At 56.8% G+C, this 19,945-nt stretch carries 19 protein-coding genes and 1 pseudogene; 18 read left to right on the forward strand and 2 right to left on the reverse strand.

Annotated features, from left to right (window positions below; translation table 11 throughout):
- The first annotated feature begins 118 nt into the window (after positions 1-118).
- The 18 genes and pseudogenes from FCS96_RS15135 to FCS96_RS15220 all read left to right on the forward strand — a co-directional run bounded on the left by FCS96_RS15135 (position 119) and on the right by FCS96_RS15220 (position 18,540).
- Positions 119-901 (forward strand): hypothetical protein, encoded by a 783-nt coding sequence (locus FCS96_RS15135; RefSeq protein ID WP_138441214.1) that lies wholly within the window; start codon positions 119-121, stop codon positions 899-901.
- Positions 894-3,836, forward strand: coding sequence for a coiled-coil domain-containing protein (locus FCS96_RS15140; RefSeq protein WP_138441215.1), 2,943 nt, complete (start codon positions 894-896; stop codon positions 3,834-3,836). Before FCS96_RS15135 ends, FCS96_RS15140 begins: the two co-directional genes overlap by 8 nt.
- Complete coding sequence (locus tag FCS96_RS15145) at positions 3,829-5,256, forward strand: hypothetical protein (RefSeq protein ID WP_138441216.1); 1,428 nt, start codon at positions 3,829-3,831, stop codon at positions 5,254-5,256. Before FCS96_RS15140 ends, FCS96_RS15145 begins: the two co-directional genes overlap by 8 nt.
- Positions 5,249-5,875, forward strand: coding sequence for a condensin complex protein MksE (locus FCS96_RS15150; protein WP_228264124.1), 627 nt, complete (start codon positions 5,249-5,251; stop codon positions 5,873-5,875). The genes FCS96_RS15145 and FCS96_RS15150 overlap by 8 nt, the downstream gene beginning before the upstream one ends.
- A gap of 210 nt (positions 5,876-6,085) precedes the next feature.
- Positions 6,086-6,886, forward strand: a complete 801-nt coding sequence (locus FCS96_RS15155; protein ID WP_138441217.1) for an SDR family NAD(P)-dependent oxidoreductase — start codon at positions 6,086-6,088, stop codon at positions 6,884-6,886.
- A gap of 10 nt (positions 6,887-6,896) precedes the next feature.
- Positions 6,897-8,102, forward strand: coding sequence for an acyl-CoA dehydrogenase family protein (locus FCS96_RS15160; protein ID WP_138441218.1), 1,206 nt, complete (start codon positions 6,897-6,899; stop codon positions 8,100-8,102).
- Positions 8,102-9,127, forward strand: coding sequence for a phosphotransferase family protein (locus FCS96_RS15165; protein ID WP_138441219.1), 1,026 nt, complete (start codon positions 8,102-8,104; stop codon positions 9,125-9,127). Before FCS96_RS15160 ends, FCS96_RS15165 begins: the two co-directional genes overlap by 1 nt.
- Complete coding sequence (locus tag FCS96_RS15170; protein ID WP_138441220.1) at positions 9,124-9,489, forward strand: DUF6285 domain-containing protein; 366 nt, start codon at positions 9,124-9,126, stop codon at positions 9,487-9,489. Before FCS96_RS15165 ends, FCS96_RS15170 begins: the two co-directional genes overlap by 4 nt.
- 3 nt (positions 9,490-9,492) lie before the next feature.
- Positions 9,493-11,106, forward strand: coding sequence for a long-chain-fatty-acid--CoA ligase (locus FCS96_RS15175; RefSeq protein WP_138441221.1), 1,614 nt, complete (start codon positions 9,493-9,495; stop codon positions 11,104-11,106).
- Positions 11,107-11,253: 147 nt separating this feature from the next.
- Positions 11,254-12,477 (forward strand): ABC transporter substrate-binding protein, encoded by a 1,224-nt coding sequence (locus FCS96_RS15180; RefSeq protein WP_138441222.1) that lies wholly within the window; start codon positions 11,254-11,256, stop codon positions 12,475-12,477.
- Between the two features lie 77 nt (positions 12,478-12,554).
- Positions 12,555-13,424 carry a branched-chain amino acid ABC transporter permease gene (locus tag FCS96_RS15185; RefSeq protein WP_138441223.1) on the forward strand — a complete coding sequence of 290 codons (870 nt, stop codon included), beginning with the start codon at positions 12,555-12,557 and terminating at the stop codon, positions 13,422-13,424.
- Positions 13,421-14,368, forward strand: coding sequence for a branched-chain amino acid ABC transporter permease (locus tag FCS96_RS15190; RefSeq protein ID WP_138441224.1), 948 nt, complete (start codon positions 13,421-13,423; stop codon positions 14,366-14,368). The genes FCS96_RS15185 and FCS96_RS15190 overlap by 4 nt, the downstream gene beginning before the upstream one ends.
- Positions 14,365-15,147: an ABC transporter ATP-binding protein gene (locus FCS96_RS15195; protein WP_138441225.1), complete on the forward strand. Its 783-nt coding sequence runs from the start codon at positions 14,365-14,367 to the stop codon at positions 15,145-15,147. The genes FCS96_RS15190 and FCS96_RS15195 overlap by 4 nt, the downstream gene beginning before the upstream one ends.
- The gene (locus FCS96_RS15200) at positions 15,144-15,848 is read left to right on the forward strand and encodes an ABC transporter ATP-binding protein (RefSeq protein WP_138441226.1); all 705 of its coding nucleotides are present in this window, start codon (positions 15,144-15,146) and stop codon (positions 15,846-15,848) included. The genes FCS96_RS15195 and FCS96_RS15200 overlap by 4 nt, the downstream gene beginning before the upstream one ends.
- Before the next feature lie 45 nt (positions 15,849-15,893).
- The gene (locus FCS96_RS15205) at positions 15,894-16,577 is read left to right on the forward strand and encodes a TetR/AcrR family transcriptional regulator (protein ID WP_138441433.1); all 684 of its coding nucleotides are present in this window, start codon (positions 15,894-15,896) and stop codon (positions 16,575-16,577) included.
- Positions 16,578-16,587: 10 nt separating this feature from the next.
- Positions 16,588-16,710: pseudogene (locus FCS96_RS15210) on the forward strand (aldehyde dehydrogenase family protein); the annotation flags it as partial.
- Positions 16,711-16,733: 23 nt separating this feature from the next.
- Positions 16,734-17,957 carry a CaiB/BaiF CoA transferase family protein gene (locus tag FCS96_RS15215; protein ID WP_138441227.1) on the forward strand — a complete coding sequence of 408 codons (1,224 nt, stop codon included), beginning with the start codon at positions 16,734-16,736 and terminating at the stop codon, positions 17,955-17,957.
- A gap of 277 nt (positions 17,958-18,234) precedes the next feature.
- A complete protein-coding gene (locus tag FCS96_RS15220; RefSeq protein WP_138441228.1) occupies positions 18,235-18,540 on the forward strand; it encodes a hypothetical protein in 306 nt (101 codons plus the stop codon).
- A gap of 125 nt (positions 18,541-18,665) precedes the next feature.
- On the opposite strand, the gene FCS96_RS15225 is transcribed toward FCS96_RS15220, so the two are convergent.
- Together FCS96_RS15225 and FCS96_RS15230 are read right to left on the reverse strand one after the other, a co-directional pair.
- Entirely contained in the window at positions 18,666-19,460 is a 795-nt protein-coding gene (locus FCS96_RS15225; RefSeq protein ID WP_138441229.1) for an RES family NAD+ phosphorylase, read from the reverse strand.
- Positions 19,457-19,822, reverse strand: a complete 366-nt coding sequence (locus tag FCS96_RS15230) for an MbcA/ParS/Xre antitoxin family protein (RefSeq protein WP_138441230.1) — start codon at positions 19,820-19,822, stop codon at positions 19,457-19,459. Before FCS96_RS15230 ends, FCS96_RS15225 begins: the two co-directional genes overlap by 4 nt.
- Between the last annotated feature and the right edge of the window lie 123 nt (positions 19,823-19,945).

Raw genomic sequence — 19,945 nt, forward strand, 5'->3', positions numbered from 1 at the left:
AAAGAGTCAGGTTAACATTCTGGATTAAAAGTCCCCGATACAGTAGACGCCTGATGGCGTTACACTAATCGTCAAACCTACGTTCATAAACACTGTTCAGAGTGATTGTGGTGAGCTGTTGAACGACTACCTCGATAAAATCCTCCGTGGCCAGCCCATTAACTATGAAGCTTTCCTGAAGAAACTGCCGGAGGCGTTTCGGCGCCGCCATAGGGAGTTGTTTGCGACGGAAAAGGTGAAAACCAACCGTTGGCTTGTCACGATCCTGGATGAAACCGCTTTCACGGAGCTGCAGGATGCGGCGCAAGCGCCGGTAAGCAGGGTAGACGCCGCAAAAAAGGGTAACTCACACCGCCATGGTACCGAGGTCAGCTTTCTTCTGGTTTACCATCAGGGGTTGGCGTCCAGCAGGCCGGACGTAGTCGTTATTGGAACGGACTCCGTGGACATGGGTTTTCGCCGGGCCCCGTCGGTGTTGGTGGTGGAGAACGAGCGAAATTTCTACCAGTATTCGCAGATGCTCGATTTTGCCAGTGAAGCACTGGGAATGCATTTGCGGCTGATGAATTGCGACGTGGTGTTGGGTGGTGGCAACCGGGTTACCCGGGCCGCAATTCTTGACTGGTTGAAGGGCTACAAAGACGTATTCTGCGCATTCGATTATGATGCCGGTGGTCTGCAAATGTTCTCGACGATGGCTGCCTCTCTCGGTGATAAAGCCCGGCTTGTGCAGCCGACAGACTGGCAACCGTGGCTGGCCCGTTTCTGCAAGGTACCGGACAGCACAGAACGGTTTACCAAAGCACTTTCGCTGGCTGAAGGGCTGGGATGTTTGTCCCTGGCTGAAACATTTCGGGCCACCGGCAAATTCATGGAACAGGAGATGATTCTGGATGAGTGACTCCCAGGGCAGTCCAAGCAATTTCACCTTCGGCATTCGCCGCCTGGTACTGGTCGATTCCGCCGGCTTCTGTTACGTGGAAATCCCGGTGGACAACCACGGCCTGATCCTCGGCCCTGGCAACCTGGGGAAGTCCAGCCTCTTGAATTCACTGCGTCTGTTTTTGTTGCCTGAGAACAATTTCAAGAACAGCCGCAAGAAGTTTGCTTTCCGCAATGCCAGCGCCGGCAGCTTCTACACCAACGAGGAAAGCTACCAGCATTACTTTCCGAGTCAGTTCAGTTTCCTGATCATGGAAGCCGAGAATCCGGCCGGCGTGCATTGCCAGATTCTGTACCGGGACAGCGCCAGCCAGCTCAGCTATGGCCGCGCTTTTGTGCCGGTGGGCTACGACCAGCTGCGGCCACTTTTCTGGAATGGGGATGATGAGGACGGTATCGGGCAGGCTGTGCCAGAGCTGTCGTTCAGCCGTTTGTCCGAGGCCCTGAAAAAGTTCTCCAAAGACACCCGGCTAGTGAATGACCCGGCCAAACTCAAACAGATGCTGTACAGCAGCGAGTTGATGAACGCCGATGCCGTGCGCTATTCCGTACTACCCCTGGGTGAGTCCGATGAGCGCCGGGTGCAGTCTCTGCGCACGCTGATCCTGCTGCTGTTTGAAATGAAGGCGGACGATCAGGCCATGTCCAATGCGGTGGCCAGCATTATCGAGGCGGACAAGAAGTTTGCCGATGACGCCTTCGATTTCAACATCGATGAGTTTCTCAACCGGCATGACCAGTTGAAACAGCAACAAACCCAGCTCACCCGAATCGAAAAAGAGCGCCCCCGGTTCGAAAAACTCTATCGGGATTACCAGGCGTACCAGACCCTGCTTCGCAGCCAGCACGATTTCGCCGCTTTTAGGGATGGCGTGACCAATGCCTTGAAAGATATTGGCGCCAGGCGAAAAACTGCTCTGGAGGCCTTCAATGAGCAGAACGACATGCTTCGCCATGTACTGCAAGCCCTGAAAAAACTGGAGCAGGACGCCAGCGGCTTGAAAGGCGAGATCCGATCCGCGGACCGTCGTCTCAAGCAGGCAGAGCAGAACCAGAAAGATGGCGATTTGCTGGTGTCCCAGTACGGGGAGATGACCCTTCAGGAAATCGAGGACATCCAGAGAGAGGAACTTGATAGCAAGAAAGGGCACCTGGCTGCCCTCAAGAGTGCCGCCCAGGCGGAAATCCGGCTGGAGCAGATCCAGAAAAAGAAGCAGGAGCTTGAGCGCAAACTCGAATCCTTGAGAGATCGGGAAAGCAAGCAACAATGGCAACTGCAAAATCAGTTGGGCGAGTCTACCGCTGGGCCGCTACGGGCCGTGGACCCCCGGTTGGTCATGGCCAGCCCGGGCCAGGATCTGGATGCTGACAGCAAGGCGGTCATCGAAGCGTTTGCCCGGCTGTTCGTGCCTACTGATAGGAGCTTTGACTGGTTCGACGCCGAATACGCGGCCCAGCCAGCCCGACAGACTGACTTTGCAGAGCAGCGCCGGCATCTGGAAGGGGAGCTTCATGGCCTGGAAAAGGAGCGGGCGGAACTGGCAGACACCGCCAACCAGGAGCATGACCGGCCACGGTTGATCGAGCGCACGGAAAAAGAGATCCGCGCCATCGAGAAAGATCTGGAAACGCTCCAGCGTTACCCGGCTGCCGCGACCACCCTGCGGGATGCCACCGAGGAAAAACAGGCGGCGGAGGAACAGCTGGCCAAACTGGAAGAACAGGCCCGGCTGGAGCAGGAGAAACAGGACGCGGTGCAACAAAAAGCCGCCAAAGCCAGGGCCGAGAAAGAGCGTATCGAAGAGCGGGAGCGGGAACTGGCCGGCCTCAGCCGCAGCGTGGGGACTGTGGAGCATCGTTTCCCGCATCTGAAAGCTGTGGAAGCCGAAGAGCACTTGCCCGTTGAAAATGTGTCGGTTGCCGCATTTGATGATTTGCAAACCCAACTGGACGACCTGGAAGAGCGTCGCCGCAGTATCCTTGATCACCTGCGCCAGTTTGTCTACCTGGGTATTCATGAAGATGCCGAGGGCCAGCTGCAGAAAGATAGCCCGGCGTCATCGGTCATTCGGGAAACGTTCAAGAGCCTGTCGGACCTGTTTGCCGGTATGGTCGAGCGGTGGAATGTGCTGGAGCAGCAGGTTGGTATCCACAACGAGACCGTGGCGAGCTATCGACAGGCCCTGAAATCCAATCATGAGCACATTGCCCGTTTTGAAACGCAACTCAACCGTGAACTGGACGGCGTGCGGATCAACGATCTGGTGGAAATCCGCGTGGATATTCACACAGACCCTAAATTCCGAAACCTGGTGGAAGAAGCCAACAACATCGACCCCTATGGCAACCAACTGCAGTCTGATGCGTTCTATGATCGCCTGCGTGTGTTTGTGGCGGACTTTTTCGGGGAGCAGGGCGGTAGCAAGCGTCTGACCATGGATAAGGTGATTACCGGCATTTCCTATCGCACCCGCAAGGAAAACGCCGCGAGCCTGGACAAAAAAGGCCAGTCCACGTCGACCACGGCACTGATTAATCTGGAACTGGTGTACCGGTTGCTGAAACGGGTGCTGTATCCAGGCGTCCAGCTGTCGTTCCCCATGGTGCTGGACGAACTGGCCAGCGTGGACATCAGCCAGATGCCCTCGCTGCTGGAACGATTACGCAAGCAAGGTTTTAACCTGTTCTCCGCCGCCACCCACAGCGCCAGCGCGGAAGTGATTTACCTGATCGGCCGGCACCTGGAAGTGGGGCAGATGCGCACGGCAAGGCCCTACAGTCCGCAGCGCAGCCTTGTGTTCTGGGGCGGTGCTGAGGGTTTTACCAACGGCGAATTGCTGATCCAATGGGCTGATCAGGCCCAGAGCAACCTGCTGGAGCCGGTGGATGAGTAAACGCTTCAGCACCCTGGATACCACTCGGTTGCTGTTCGATCACCCGAAGATTCTGTTCCGGATGATCGAACGGATGGACCGAAACGAAGCCCGATATATTCGCGAGAGTGATCTGGTGGCCGAGGTGATGGACTATACCCGCACCCTCGGTAATGCCGAACGGGATCGGGTACGGTTGGCACTGAATACCGACAACCTGTTCCGCAGTGGCCTGGTGATCGACATCATCAAGGCCGAAGGCGAGCGGCGACTGGTGCTTCAGGATGCCCTGATCAACCTGATGCGGGCCTGCAACGCGTCTCTGTATCAGGAATTGACGGATGCCCGGCTGAGAGGGCATCTGGTCACCCTGCGGGACGTGCGTAATCGACTGGAAACCAGCAGCTTCAGCGATGCCGATGCTGACTTCACCGAATTAAGGGACGACCTGAATGAGCGGGTGAGCCAACTTATCGGCCTGCTCCGTCAGAATGTACTACGCATGCAGACCATCAGTACGCAGCTTGCGGATCTGTCCGGCGATGCAAGCCGGGCGCCTGAGAAATACCTGGAGTTTCGCCAGAACCTGTTTGAGCAGATCGTTACCCTTTATGAACGCCACATCAAACCGACCCTGGTGTTCTTGAACCCGGACACCCGCCTGCCTGATGGCAGCAACCTGTTTGAGACTCTGGAGGCGATGGTCCGGCTGCTGGAAAGCCACGATGACCACAGCTTGGCGGACCAGCTGTTCCGCTCCTCCATCAGCCTCAATGCCCTGTATAAGCCCATTCAGGCTGTGGCCCAGGAGGTGGAGCACTTCCTGCGGAAGACTCGCCAGGGCATGGTCCAGTACAACGCCATGGAGCACTTCTTTGGCAAACTGCGGGAGCTCAAGAGCGAAACCGAGACCCTGAGTCTCAAACGAAAATGGCTGGAGGGCGGGGACTTTGCCCGCAGTACCGGTTTTCTTGTGGGCTTGCGGGCCCAGCAGCGCCCGAAACACTACGCCTTTGGTAACTCATCGAGTTATTACCAATTGCTGTTCAGTGAATTGGAACTTCGCCTGAACGATCTTCGCCGGAAAGCCGAGGTGCCGGTTCTTCAGGAGGTGGATGGAAGCGGCCGCCACACCCGCATCGATGTTCAGCGTATTAACCAGCTCTATCAATGGCTGGAAACCCTTGAGTTGCGGCCGACCACAGACCTGGTGCGGGAACTCCACGGCCGTCTGGATGGTTTTATCCCGGGCTATCGCTTTCCGGATTTGCTGGCAGCCCTGAATCGTCTGGTGAACTCGCCACCGGAGGGCATGCAGGTCGTTACCACCAACCGCTTCCGGATACTGGAGCAGGCATCGTACAGCGATCAGTTTGTCTACAGAAAACGCCGCCTGGAAACGTATCAGCCGGTCCATCAAGAAGAGTATCAACATGCCTGAATTCTCTGACACCATCGAAGCCACCAGCACCATGGACAATTTAAATTCTTCAAGCACTTACGATGAGATTCTGCCTGCCGAAAGCGCGGCTATTTATCGGGAATTCCAGGCCGGTCGGGTGATTGTTCGTGATGTGTGGGATAGCAATCGCTCCGAGTTGAGGGCTAATCGACTCTACAACCTGCTGTACAACCACCTGTCCCATTTTCGAACTCTCTACGAACACTTGGGCAGCGAACTGGTGTTTAACGAGACTGGCGCGTTTTTCTATTTGAAGGAAAGTAGTGACGAGGAGGGCGATGAGCACGATGAGAACGCTTTTCGAGTTCAAGTGATACTGCTGCTGATTGGGCGGTTCTTTGCGCGCAGCGGTCGGGACCTGGATTACCTTGGTCGCCCCGATGCCGGGCTGAATGAGCAAGACCTTGCCGCCTTGGCGGGCGATGAAGAATATCAGGAGATCCTTCGGACTGCGCGCTTCGACAAAGGCTTCTCGGAGGCCCTGGATTATCTGGATAAACGCAATCTGCTGTTTCGTTCCGGTGCCGGCCGCTGCTTCCTGAGCTCCGCCGGTCTCTTTTTTTTGCAGGAACTGGTCAGGGAGTATGAGCAGGGTTAGCGGTGGATTTACGGTGTCGAGCTTGTCCATGGTGGTCGTTCAATCAGCTGGTAGTAATTCCATATCGCCTCGGTTTCGATTGCTAAATCTATGCGACCACAGCTAACACCGTCTTTAAGGGCTTAATCGATTCCCTATTCTGATTCCGATTCCATTTCACACTTGAATATTTCGAGCGCTCGTTCTATTTTTAGTGGCGGAGGTCGAGATATGAACAATTCCAACAACACGAATCCTAAAAATACGGACTGGTCCCTGCGGGTTGACGGCAAGGTTGCATTGGTTACCGGTGCTGCCGGTGGCCTGGGCTACAGCTTTAGTCGATGCCTGCTCGAAGCGGGTGCGACGGTCATTGTCAGTGGCCGCCGCCGTGAGGCACTGGAATCTCTTAAGGGTGAATTTCCCGAGTATGCTGATCGGATTCATGTCGTCACCATGGATGTCACCGACGAGGGAAGCGTTGCTGACGCGTTCGAGACCATGGCAGATGACATCGCCACACCGGATGTCGTGGTTTCGAATGCCGGCGTGGCTACCAGTAAGAAGGCGTTGGACCTGACGGGCTCGGACTGGGACCGGGTGATCGACACCAATCTCAAGGGCTGCTGGTTGGTTGGTACTGAGGCAGCTCGCCGCCTCTCTGCGGCCAACCGTGGCGGTACCATTATTATGATTTCTTCCATTCTTGGTCATCGCGTAGCCGGTAATGTTGCGCCTTATGCAGCCGCTAAGGCCGGTGTTGAGCAACTGACTCGTGCCCTTGCACTCGAATGGGCGCGTTATGGAATCCGTGTCAACACGCTGGCACCGGGTTACATCGAAACCGACTTGAATCGTGAGTTTTTCGCCAGTGAGCCCGGCCAGAAAATGATACGTCGTATTCCTCAGCGTCGTCTGGGGCAGGCAGATGATCTCAGTGGTCCGTTGCTGCTTCTGGCTTCCGGACTTTCCCAATACATGACCGGCAGCACCCTTGTGGTGGATGGCGGTCATCTTCAATCCTCGCTGTAAGGAGTGGGCCGTGGACTTTAATTTGAACCCCAGGAACGAGTCGTACCGAAAACGCATTCGGGATTTTGTCGAGCAGGAGCTGTTGCCCTTGGAGCAGAATCCCGAGGCTTACGATGAGCACGAGAACATTGAGCTTAACTTTCTGGAATCGATGCGTGCCAAGGCAAAGCAGCAGGGCCTTTGGTGCCTTCAGCTTCCTCAGTCTCTCGGTGGTCAAGGGCTCGATGTCTCCGGTATGGCGGCATGTTACGAAGAAATGAATCGCTCCATTTTCGGCCCTGTGGTGTTCAATTCCGCCGCACCGGACGACGGCAATATGATTGTGCTCGCGAAGGTGGGGACCGAGGCTCAGCAGGAGCGCTGGCTCAAGCCCATTGTTGAGGGCAAAGTGAGTTCATCTTTTGTCATGACCGAACCTGCCCCGGGTTGCGGCTCGGATCCGGGCATGATGCAAACCACTGCAACGCGCGAAGGAGACCGATGGGTTATCCACGGCCACAAGCACTATATTACCGGCGCGGCCGAAGCATCCCATTTTATCCTGATTGCCCGGACTTCTGACGATACCCGTAAGGGCCTCAGCGCTTTCATGTTCCACAAGGATGATCCTGGCTGGGAGATCGTCCGCCGGATTCCGATCATGGGACCGGAAGAACACGGCGGCCACTGTGAACTCCGGTTCGATGGCCTGGAAATCCCGGACGAAAATCGACTGATGGAAGTTGGTGACGGCCTTAAGCTTACGCAGATCCGCCTGGGCACGGCCCGCTTGACCCACTGTATGCGCTGGCTGGGACTGGCCCGGCGTTCGCTGGAAATAGCCACCGAGTATGTTGATACCCGAGAATCCTTTGGTCAGACCCTGTCCCAGCGGGAAGGCGTGCAGTGGTTGCTAGGCGAAGCAGCGATGGAGATTCAGATCGGTCGGCTACTGACTATGCATGCTGCTTGGAAGCTGGACCAGGGTGATTTCGCCCGCAAGGAAGTGTCCATGGCCAAGGTCGCGGTGGCCGACACCCTTCATAAGGCGGTGGATACTGCCATTCAGCTTTGTGGGGCTCGAGGCTACTCCAAAGATACCCCGCTGGAGTGGATCTACCGTTATGCCCGCCAGGCTCGATTGGTGGATGGCGCTTCGGAAATACACAAGATGGTGTTCTCGAAGACTCTGCTGGCAGAACGTACGGACTTCTGGCATTGGGGAGTGAAGGACTGATGTCTGCGCTTGCCGAAACCTTCTGCACGTTTATTGTCCGGCAAACCGATGCCCGGAGTGCGCGGGTGATCGATTTCGACAAGCTTTCCGGGGGCGCTATCCAGGACAATTTTGGGTTAACGCTAGAGCTGGAGGGCGGCAGCCGACCGGGCCGGCACGAATTTGTGGTCCGCCAGGACGCTCCCTCCGGGGTGACAGAGAGCCTGAGCAGACCCGAGGAATTCCGCCTCCTTCAAGCAGCATTCAGTGCTGGTGTTACGGCCCCGGAACCACTCTGGATGTGCGAAAACCCTGACGTTAGCGGACGGGTATTCTACGTGATGACCCGCGCGGCAGGGAGTGCGTCTCCTCGTAAGCTTGTCAAAGCAAACTTCACCAACAAGCAGCGTCGGAATATCGTGCGACGGCTCGGTACCGAGCTCGCGAGGCTGCACACGGTAAGGCCACCCCAGCAGGCGTTGGAGTTCCTGCCGCTACCCCATCTGGACAATCCAGCCCTGAGCCGGGTAGCGCTGTATCGTCGTTACTTGAAAGAAATTGGTGAGCCCCATCCGGTGCTGGAGTGGGCGCTCAACTGGCTTGAGGACAACGCGCCGGAACCGGGTCCAACGGTGCTTTGCCATTGTGACTTCCGGACCGGCAATTACATGATGGACGGCGACGAGTTGACCGCGGTCCTGGATTGGGAATTCGCGGCCTGGAGCGATCCCTGCGAGGATCTGGGTTGGCTCTGCTGCCGCAGCTGGCGGTTTGGTGCTGATGACCGGGAGGTTGGTGGGATCGGGGACAAAAAAGATCTCTTGGATGGTTATCGGGAAGCGAGCGGCATTGATCTTGACCCTTCGGCTGTTCGCTACTGGGAAGTCATGGCTCTGGTTCGTTGGGCGATGATTGCGCTGCAGCAGGCGCGCAGGCACATGTCTGGTGAACAACGTTCACTGGAGCTGGCATTGACCGGTCGGATGGTGGCCCAGATGGAATTCGACCTACTGAACCAGATTGGTGAATTGGAGGAGGGGCAATGATCAATCAGCCCGAAACCCGGGATTTGCTTACCGAGGCCCGTCAGGTGTTGCTGAATTCAGTGCGCCCGGAGCTGACGGGCGAGCGAAAATATCAGGTATTGATGATTGCCAATGCCATGGGTATGGCAATCCGTGAGTTTGAGCAGCGTGAGCGAGGCCGGCCGGAACAGACCGACCGGACCCTCCTGGCATTCCTGGCAGAGCAGGCCCTTGAAACCACTGCCGGTGAGGCTGAAACAACCCTTGCGCGGGCCATCCGAGAACGTCACCTGGATGGAACCGATCCGGCCCTGAGGTCCTTGCTTCGGATCCTCACAGAGGCCAGGTTGGAGATCAACAATCCGGGCTATCTGAAACGGTGAAACATGAATAAGTACAACAGTCTCGACAAAACAGCCGCTAATCATTCTGCGCTGACACCGCTTAGCCTGCTGCAGCGTTCGGCACAGATTTTCCCAGCCAAGCGCGCGGTCGTTGACGATGACCGGTCACTGTCCTATCGGGAGCTGTACCAGCGTTGTTGCCAGATGGGCAATGCGCTTCGTTGCCGTGGTATCAAAACGGGAGACACCGTTGCCATCCTGTGCCCGAACAGTCACGAGATGCTGGAGTCTCACTACGCCGTTCCCATGGCCGGCGCCGTGCTCAATTCCGTTAATATCCGCCTGGATGCGGCAACGCTGTCTTTTATCCTGGCCCATGGAGAGGCGAGGGTGCTGTTCTATGACACCCAATGGGAAAACCTGGTCGAGGCGGCCATAGCTGAGTTCGAGGTACCGCCGTTGTTGGTCGCCATAGAGCGCAAAGCGGGGGTTAGCGAGGGCCTGGCGGACCTGGACTACGAGAGCCTGATGATGGAGGGAGATCCGGGGGCCTCCTGGCAACGCCCATCCGATGAATGGGACGCGATCACTCTCAATTATACCTCTGGCACTACCGGCAACCCCAAAGGCGTGGTCTACCACCACCGCGGCGCATATCTGGCGGCTATGACCAATGCCATGGTGTTCGATATGACCGCCGAGACTGTCTACCTGTGGACCCTGCCAATGTTCCATTGCAACGGTTGGGCCTACACCTGGGCGATCACGGCTGTGGGCGGTACCCACGTCTGCCTGCGGGAGGTGGACGCCATGGAAATTTACCGCCGGATCGAAGACTTCGGTGTAACCCACATGTGCGGTGCGCCTGTGGTGATGAACATGTTGTTGCAAGATTTGGGACGCGAGGGCGTGACACTTTCGCGACCCGCTCACTTTGCTCTGGGTGGTGCGGCGCCTCCCAGCAGCGTTATCCGTAAGGCAGAGGAAATCGGCTTCCACATTACCCACCTGTATGGCCTGACTGAAACGTTTGGGCCCGCAACGCTGTGTGTCCCCCAGCAGGAGTGGCAGCAGCTTTCGCTGGAGGAAAGAGCTGTAAATATGTCCCGCCAGGGCGTCCCCACACACGGCCTGGACGAGGTCGCTGTTCTGGATATAGCCAACGGGCAGCCGCTGCCTGCCGACGGCAACGCCATGGGCGAAATTTGTATCCGCGGCAACACTGTCATGAAGGGATACCTGAAAAACCCAGAGGCTACCGAGAAGGCGTTTAGGGACGGCTGGTTCCACACTGGTGACCTAGCTGTTATGCACCCGGATCACTATGTCGAAATTCGGGACCGGGCCAAGGACGTGATCATCTCGGGGGGTGAAAACATTTCCAGCCTGGAGGTGGAAGAAGTTCTTTATCAGCACCCGAAAGTCTCAGAGGCCGCGGTGGTGGCGATGGCCGACGAAAAATGGGGTGAAGTACCCTGCGCCTTTGTTAATCCAGTTGACGATGGTGAGGAACCCACCGCCGAAGAGATCATTGCCTTCTGTCGGGAGCGCATGGCGCACTTTAAGGCACCGCGGAAGGTAGTGCTTGGTGAATTGCCCAAGACCGCCACCGGCAAGATTCGTAAAAACATGCTTCGGGACTCTCTGCCGCGATGACTGGGCTGTCCCGATAATTGGGCTGACCATGGTCGGCAGGAGGTTGCGATAACGCGAATAAGGAATTCACAACAACGAAAACCGGCCCTGATTCAAAGGGCCTGAAAGTTCCAGTGACAACAAAGACAAGAACACAGGAGCATTACCATGAAAACAACAAGCATCAAGAAAATGCTGGTTGCGACGACCGCAGCCGCTACCCTGGGCACCGCCGGTACCAGTTATGCTGAGGATCCGATCCGGATCGGGGGGCTCTACATTCTCTCTGGCAGTGCTGCCACCTATGGTGAGTTTGCCCAGAAGGGCATCAACCTAGCGGTGGATGAAATCAATGGTTCCGGCGGCATTCTGGGTCGCCAGGTCGAAATGGTCTATGAGGACAGCCAGGGCAAGGCCTCGGTGGCTATCCAGGCAGCCCGGAAACTGGTTTACTCTGAGAGTGTTGACGCTCTCGTGGGTCTGGACAGCTCGGGCGTTGCCCAGGGGATGGTCCCGACCATGCCAGAGCTGCAGAAGCCACTGATCATCACCCACGCCGCCACGCCGGACGTCACCGGCAATCTGTGTAATCCCTTTACCTACCGCATCAGCGTCAACGTGGCCCAGAACATGAAGGCTGCCGCCCTGGTGGCTGCAGACACCGATGCCACCAACTGGACCACCATCGGTCCGGACTATGCCTTCGGCCACCAGTCCTGGGAGTTCTTCGGTAATTACCTCAAAGAGATCAAGCCGGATGTGAACCTGATGTCGGAGACCAACTTCCCGCGTTTTGGTGCCGAAGACTTCACCCCGTTTATTGACCGGGTCATGGACTCTGACGCCGAGGGTGTGCTGATCTCCGTCTGGGGAGGTGATCTCGTCAACTTTATCCGCCAGGCCAATACCCGTGGGTTCTTCGAAAAGGATCTGGAGGTGATGTTTACTGTGGGTGCCGCGACCGAGGTGCTCTCCGCGCTGGGCGAGGAAATGCCAGAGGGTGTGCATCTGTCCACACGGTATTGGTATGAAGCATATGACAACGCGGTGAATGATCGTTTCGTTAAGGCGTACATCAACGCCTACGGCACTGCCCCAAGCTACAACGCCGAGGGTGCCTATGCGGCTATCTATGCCTATAAAAACGCCATGGAAACAGCTGGCACCACCGAAGGCCCCGCCGTTGCCAAGGCGCTCAGCGGCATGAGCCTTGAGGCACCGAACGGTACGGTGACGTTCCGTGAAGGTGATCACCAGGCGATGGTCAGCCCGAACTGGGGTGTGTCCGGCCCCATGCATCCAGAGCATGGCATTCGCACGCTGACAAATCTGCAGATCTTTAATGGCGAGGAAGTCGCCCGCACGATCGAAGAGACCGGTTGCAAGCTCTGATCTGACTGTTGTTCTTTTGCTTGCCGTGGCGTCCTCCGGGGCGCCACGAATCCGGCCCTAACGTAATGAGGTAATCCATGTCTGGCATCGGAGCGGCGTTGCTGAATAGTCTCGATATCGGGCTTCTGCTGTTTATCATCGCAGTGGGCCTGAACATCGTTTTCGGCGTGCTGAACATCATCAATTTTGCCCACGGGGCACTTTACATGCTGGGGGCCTACCTGGCCTTCACCCTGATTAACATAGCGGGAATGCCCTTCTGGGCGGCTCTGCTTCTGGCTCCGGTTGGCGTTGCCATTCTGGCGGTTGTTATTGACCGCGTCCTGTTGCGCTTCATCTATTCCCGGGACATTGCGGACAGCCTGCTACTGACCTTCGCCATTTTGCTGATCATCAACGAGAGTGTGCGAACGATCTGGGGTAGCGGCATCCATGTAGTTCAGCCCCCACAGCTGCTTTCCGGTTCCGTGGAGCTGCTAGGCAGTTCCGTGGCCACCTACAGCCTGTTTGTGATTGTTATTGGGCTGCTGTTACTGGCCGGGCTCTGGTACCTGTTCAATCGCACCCGCGTCGGCCGCATCATGCGCGCAGCGGCACTGGACCGGGATATGGCCGAGGCCCTGTGCATCAATACCCGGTTGGTGGTGACCGGCGTTTTTGCGTTTGGTGCCTGGCTGGCCGCTGTCGGTGGCGTGATGGCCGCTCCCATGCGGGCGCTGGATCCGGGCATGGGCGACAAGATCATTATCGAGTCGTTTATTGTGGTGGTGATCGGCGGCCTGGGCAGTTTTCCCGGTGCCTTGCTTGGCGCCATTATTCTGGGCCTGATTCACGGCTTCGGTGGCCGCTACCTGCCGGAAGTGAACCTGCTGTTGCCGTTCGTGGGTATGGCGCTGGTTCTGTTGTTCAAACCAAACGGCATTATGGGCAAGGGGGCAAGCGCATGAAGACCAAGGTTCTTATGGCCATACTGGCTCTGGTGATTGCGGGGCTGATTGCGGTGCCCTGGGTTGCCTCCTATTTCTACATTTTCATCTTTACCGAGATCCTGATCCTGGGCCTGTTTGCTGCCAGCTTTAACCTGATTTTCGGTTATACCGGTATGCTGAGCTTCGGGCATGCTGCCTTCTTCGGTATCGGCTCTTACGCCACGGCCCTGGTGCTGATCCACCTGGAGTGGCCGTTCCTGGCCTGCCTGCTGGTTTCCATGGGGGCAGCGGCAGTGCTCGCGCTGGTTATCGGCTTCCTGAGCGTCCGCCTCAATGAGGTGTACTTTGCCATGCTTACCCTGGCTTTTGGCATGATGGTTTTTGCCATCGCCTATCAGTGGCGCTCGGTAACCAACGGCAGTGACGGTCTTGCCGGGTTTACCCTGGGCTCTTTCGGCCTGGGTCTTGATCTTACCCTGGCTAACCCTTCGGTCTACTACCATGTGGTGCTGGGCATTGTGGCCATTGCCGCGATAGTGCTGTACCTGATCTGCCGTAGTTCTTTCGGCATGATCCTCAAGGCAATCCGCCAGAATCCCGAGCGGGTATCCTTCGCCGGGCTGAACGTACGCACGTACCGCCTGGTGGCTTTTGTTATAGCCGGAACCTTCGCGGGCCTGGCCGGTGGCCTGATCGCCCCGTTCCTGCGGGTGGCGAGCCCGGAACTTCTGCACTGGTCCATGTCCGCCGAACCCATACTGATGGCGATCCTGGGTGGCACCGGGTTTTTCCTGGGCCCGTTCATCGGCTCTGCGGCGTTCGTATTGCTGGAAACCTGGATCACTACCTACACGGAATCCTGGATGTTGGTTCTGGGTATCATCCTGGCGCTGATGGTCATCTTCTTCCGCAAGGGCCTGCTGGGCACCGCCATTGACTGGTGGATGGAGGTGAAGAAATGAGTAACCCCGTGCTCAACATTGCCAACCTGACCAAGCGTTTTGGCGGGGTTACGGCGGTCTCCGATATCAACCTGGAAGTCATGCCCAGGGAAACCATCGCTATTATCGGCCCCAACGGTGCCGGTAAGACCACCTTCTACAACATGGTTTCCGGCCGGATGCAGCCGACTGAAGGCAGGATCATGCTGGACGGCAAGGATATCACTGGCCTGCCGCCTCATAAGATCAGCCGGTTGGGAGTCTCCCGATCGTTCCAGATCAACAATATCTTCCCGGAGATGACGGTGCAGGAGAACGTGGAAGTGGTGCTGTCGGCCTACCATGGCCACAGCCGCAGGCTGTTCAACATCGCCTCCCGCAATACTGCAATCCAGCAGGAGGCGGTTGAGTTTCTGACCCGCCTGGGTATCGACAGCCTGAAGGCGCAGCGCGCTGAAGTTATCAGCTACGGCGACAAGCGATTGCTGGAAATAGCCATGGTGCTGGCCACACAACCAAAGCTGGTGCTGTTGGACGAGCCCACCGCCGGGATGACCCCGGATGAAACCCGGCGCACCACCCGGCTGATCAAGAAGCTAGCCGACAGCGGAGACTACACCTTCATGATCACCGAACACGATATGGATGTGGTCTTCAACCTGGCGGACCGGATTCTGGTCATGCACCGTGGCGAGAAGCTCTTTGCCGGCACACCGGAGGAAGTCAAGAACCACCCGGAGGTTCGTGTCGCCTACCTAGGCGAAGAAGACGACGAGGCGGTCGAGGAGGCCAACCTATGATTCTTGATGTGCGCAATATCCAGACGTTCTACGGCGAGAGTCAGGCGCTCCAGGGTGTTAGCCTTCAGCTCGAAGCCGGCGAGACGGTTTGCATTCTCGGTCGGAACGGTGCGGGGAAAAGCACCACCCTGAAAAGCATCATGGGCCTGACGCCCCCGAGGTCGGGAGAGGTCGTCTATGAAGGCAAGCCGGTCCAGGGTTGGCCGGCACACCGGATTGCCCGCGCAGGCATCGGGTACGTGCCGGAAGATCGTAGGATATTTCCCGGGCTGACGGTGCGGGATAACCTGGATGTGGCCTCCTATCAACGCAAAGCCAATTCCGCGCACTGGACAGTGGATGGCATCCTCAAGAAATACGAGATGCTGGGTGAGCGGGCGGACCAGGACGGCGCCACTCTATCCGGTGGCCAACAACAGATGCTGGCGGTGGCACGGTCCCTGATGATCCAGCCACGGCTGTTGTTGCTGGATGAGCCTAATGAAGGCCTGGCCCCGGTCATTGTGCAGCAGATTGGTGAACTGATTGACGACCTGAGCCGGACCACAACCATTCTGTTCACCGACCAAAGTGTCCGATTTGCCCTCAAGCATGCCCAGAGAGCCTACATCCTGGAGAAGGGGCAGGTAGTGCATGAGGCGACTAGTGATGAACTTCGGGCCGATCAGGCCACCCAGGACCGGTTCCTGTCGGTGGCATAAATTGGCTTATAATCCCCGCCTCAGGAGCAGACTGGCGTGGCATTTATGATCGAAAATTACGAAGCATTTCGTCGTGAACTCAGCATGTCCAAAGAGGATGTGATCCGTGATGTATATCGGCAGAACAAGGACCGTATCAGCATCAAGAAGGAGGCGACGGCGGTCAGAAATCTGACCCGCATCATCGAGTCAACTCTGCGACTGGCGAACTCTAAGGGCTTCCATGCCATGACGTTGAGGGATCTATGTGCGGATTCTGAATTGAGCATGGGGGGGCTCTACGCCTACATCCGTAACAAGGATGACCTCATCCACCTGATTCAGAGCCATGGGTTCACGATCACGCGCCGTACCTTGCTCCATTACACTGCGGAGGCTAAGGATGAGCGTGAACGGTTGTTTGCCGCCATCAAGGCGCATTTGTACCTGAGTGAGCTTATGCGGGCCTGGTTCTACTTTTCCTACATGGAGGCCAAGAGCCTTCCATCTTCGGAAAAACGGGATGCGGTCGCTATCGAACTCGAGATCGAAGGGATCTTCCTGAGTGTGATTGAGGATGCTATCGAGGCGGGCGTATACCGGCCAAAGAACGCCCGCCTCGTTGCCTCGATGATCAAGGCGCTGCTGCAGGACTGGTACCTGAAACGCAGGAAATATCGCGATCAGGATGTCGCCGTTGATGAGTATGCTGCGTTTGTTCGAGATGTGATTGAAAGCTATTTGCTCTGAGGGGCTGACGCTCTCTTGCGAGGCAGCCCCCGTCGGTGGCGTTAAGGAAAGCGGTCTGGGGAGGGAAGGCTCCCGGTATGGCCTGGACGATTTTATGGAACTCAAATATCTGTGTCTTGGCGGCATGCGCTGAGAGCCGCTTAAAAGGAGAATCGGATGTCAGAATCCCTGTCTCACCTGCGTGTCCTGGATCTTTCCCGGGTATTGGCCGGGCCCTGGGCGGGTCAGATTTTAGGAGATCTGGGCGCCGAGGTCATCAAGATTGAGCGCCCAGGAGCCGGTGACGACACTCGCTCTTGGGGGCCGCCTTACATGGAGGGGACTAATGGCAAGGCTGAGCTCTCCGCCTACTTTCTGACTGCTAATCGGAATAAGCAATCGCTGGCGATCGATATTGCCGATCCCGAGGGGCAGGAACTGATCCGCAAACTCGTGGCCGAATCGGATGTGGTGTTGGAAAACTTCAAGGTGGACGGCCTCAAACGCTACGGCCTGGACTATGACAGTTTGAAACGTATCAATCCGAAAATCATCTACTGTTCGATCACCGGATTTGGCCAGGATGGCCCTTATGCGAGCCGGCCCGGCTACGATTTCCTGATTCAGGCCATGGGCGGGCTTATGAGTATTACCGGGCAACCGGAGGGCGAGCCAGGTGCTGGCCCGATGAAGGTGGGCGTGGCCCTGACGGATATTATGACTGGGCTATACGCCACCATCGGCGTACTCGCCGCCCTTAGCCACCGGGATCGGACCGGCGAAGGCCAGTATGTGGAAACCGCGTTATTGGACGTGCAGGTGGCCTGCCTTGCCAACCAAGCCATGAATTACCTGACCACAGGCAAGTCTCCAACCAGAATGGGAAATGCCCACCCCAACATCGTTCCTTACCAGGATTTTCCTACCGCAGACGGTAACATGGTGCTGACGGTCGGCAATGATCAGCAGTTTGCCCGGCTTTGTGACGTGCTCGGTCGCACGGAGTGGGCGAGCGATGAGCGCTTTGCGACAAATCGAGCCCGTGTGGCAAATCGCCGGACACTGATCCCAATGTTGCGGCAGGCGACGGTGATGCGATCGACTCGGGAGTGGGTGAAAGTTCTTGAGGGGGCGGGGGTGCCCTGCGGTCCCGTTAATACTCTGGGCCAGGTATTTGATGATCCCCAGGTCCTCGCACGGGGGATGAAACAGACTGTTCAGCATCCGGATCTGGGCGAAGTGCCGATGGTTGGCAATCCGATTAAGCTGAAACTTACACCGGTGACCTACCGAAACGCACCACCGCTTTTAGGTGAGCAGTCGGAACAGGTCCTTCAGCAAGTTGTGGGGCTGTCGTCCGATGAGATTAAGGCGCTTCGGGAACGGGGTGTCGTGTCTTGAAACTGACTGTTCCGGATACCCAGTGATGCTCATAAGGTGCGAACGGTCATGGGGCGCTGAAACGCTTTGGCGATAACGCCAACGTAACTCATTGATATTATTTACTTCTAAACTTCGATTCTGACCTGGTTGCGGCAGTTCAAAAAATACCTAGGTCGTTGATTAAAATAATATTTGAGATCGCGCCCACCAAGACTTCAGCTTCGTGTAACACCTCGCTTGTTCGCACGTCAGTATGGTGTGAGACACAACATGGCAGTGCCATGGGAGGTGCGACATGAAAATTGCTAGTCTGGTTTTATTTGCTCTGGTTTGGTCTGGGTCTTTGGTTGCGGGGGGAATTCCTGCCGAAGCAAGTCCCGGTTATCTCAATTACGATTATCCTTCGGAAAGAGCCGGTGGGCCCTTTAGCATTCTGCGTACAGGCACGATAACTGCGGCGGGAATCTATGAGCCCGGTTACGTCAACTATCGCTATCCCTCAGAGGGCCAACCCACGCCCAAGCTGGCCCGTACCGGCACGTGGCTGGAGTCAGGTGTGTTCGAACCAACCTACGTTAACTATCGCATTGATCGCGAGTGACGACGACACTGTTGGTTGGATCGCAAAGGGTGGAGCTGGCCTCCGCCCTTTTTTATATTTATCAGAATCCTACGTAAGGTTTTTGAACTGAAGTTTTAAGCCTGTTTCAGGTAGTCGGCTCGTTATCACGCAGCAGGGTCGGGTAGTTCGCCGTCAATCAGAAAGCTACTCAAAGCAAACTCTGATACCTGTCGAGAACCATCTGCCAGCGTCAGGCTCATGGACACCGATTCTGCGCTGGTTACGATAATCAGACGGGACGATTGCCGTGGTTTCCTGTCATTCAGCGCACTCGGCTCGAACAGTGCGACGTTGATGCCTTCCATGCCATCGCCGGCATCGTAGGGTAGGCCGTAAAGTTCCGCTTGTCGGGCTCTGGCGGACAGGAACTGAAAGCACTGCACACCGCATGCTCGCATCTGGGTGCCGAGGGCTTGGGTCAGGGCATAGCTCGAAGGATGGGTGAGGGCTTCATGGAGGTCCTGCCAGGCAGTATCCTGCAGGCGCACGCCGTGATCGCTCCGAATTCTGGCGCCGAAAACCGTGTGCAGGGTTTGCAGGGGCTGTGGAAACGGCACGCTCAGATGGCTAACAAATACAAAGCGGTAAAAGGCGGTCTCTGCCAATGCGGTGTTAATCGTCATGGCGCCGTAGAACAGGCTTTTTTCGAAGGCGCGCCCGAATCGCGAACCATGCTTCAGGGGCGGGTAGCGAAAGGGTGTAGCCAGTAGGTAATGAAGCTTGTCGGTGCCTTTGGCGCGAGCCGGTTTGCTTGCCTCCAGCAACTCTTCCAGGCGGGCCTGTTCCGGTATGTTGTCGACCAGGCGGGTAGTGGCTATGTCCTCCTGGGACTCCACTACCCGGAACGCTGTTCCCTGCAGCGGTTCGACGGCCTTGGCGATGCGCTCTTCATAGCTCACACCTTACCTCGCATGGCATCCAGGTAGTGGTTCACCCGAACCAGACCTTCCGCCGATTTGATTAGCTGCCGGGGCACCTCATCGAAGTAGCGGTTTTCGGTGTTCATCCAGTGCTTCATGGCCGCAGGGTCGCCGCCGGTGAGCGCAAACGCGCTGCGGTAGAGGCGAATGAAGAGCAGGGCGAGTTCACCTGATTTGCTGGACGGATCAATGCCGTCCCGCACCAACCCGGTACGGTTCCGACCCACAATGTCGGCGAGTTCGGTCTGGTTAAAGCCGAAGGCTTTTCCGGCGTTGAGCAGGGCTTTGGCAAGCAGTGCCTTGTCCTGTGTTTGCTCGTTGGGGAGCTGTGCAGTGCTCATGTGAGTGCTCCTTTGTCGCTTTTTCACAGTATACAGAATTCTCGTGAAAAATCGACGGGCGATCAGCTTCCGAAAAGCTATCTGGGCGGGTATCGCTCGAATGAATGATGCAGGCTAATTCGA

Source organism: Marinobacter alexandrii (genome assembly GCF_005871205.1).
Classification (GTDB): Bacteria; Pseudomonadota; Gammaproteobacteria; order Pseudomonadales; family Oleiphilaceae; genus Marinobacter; species Marinobacter alexandrii.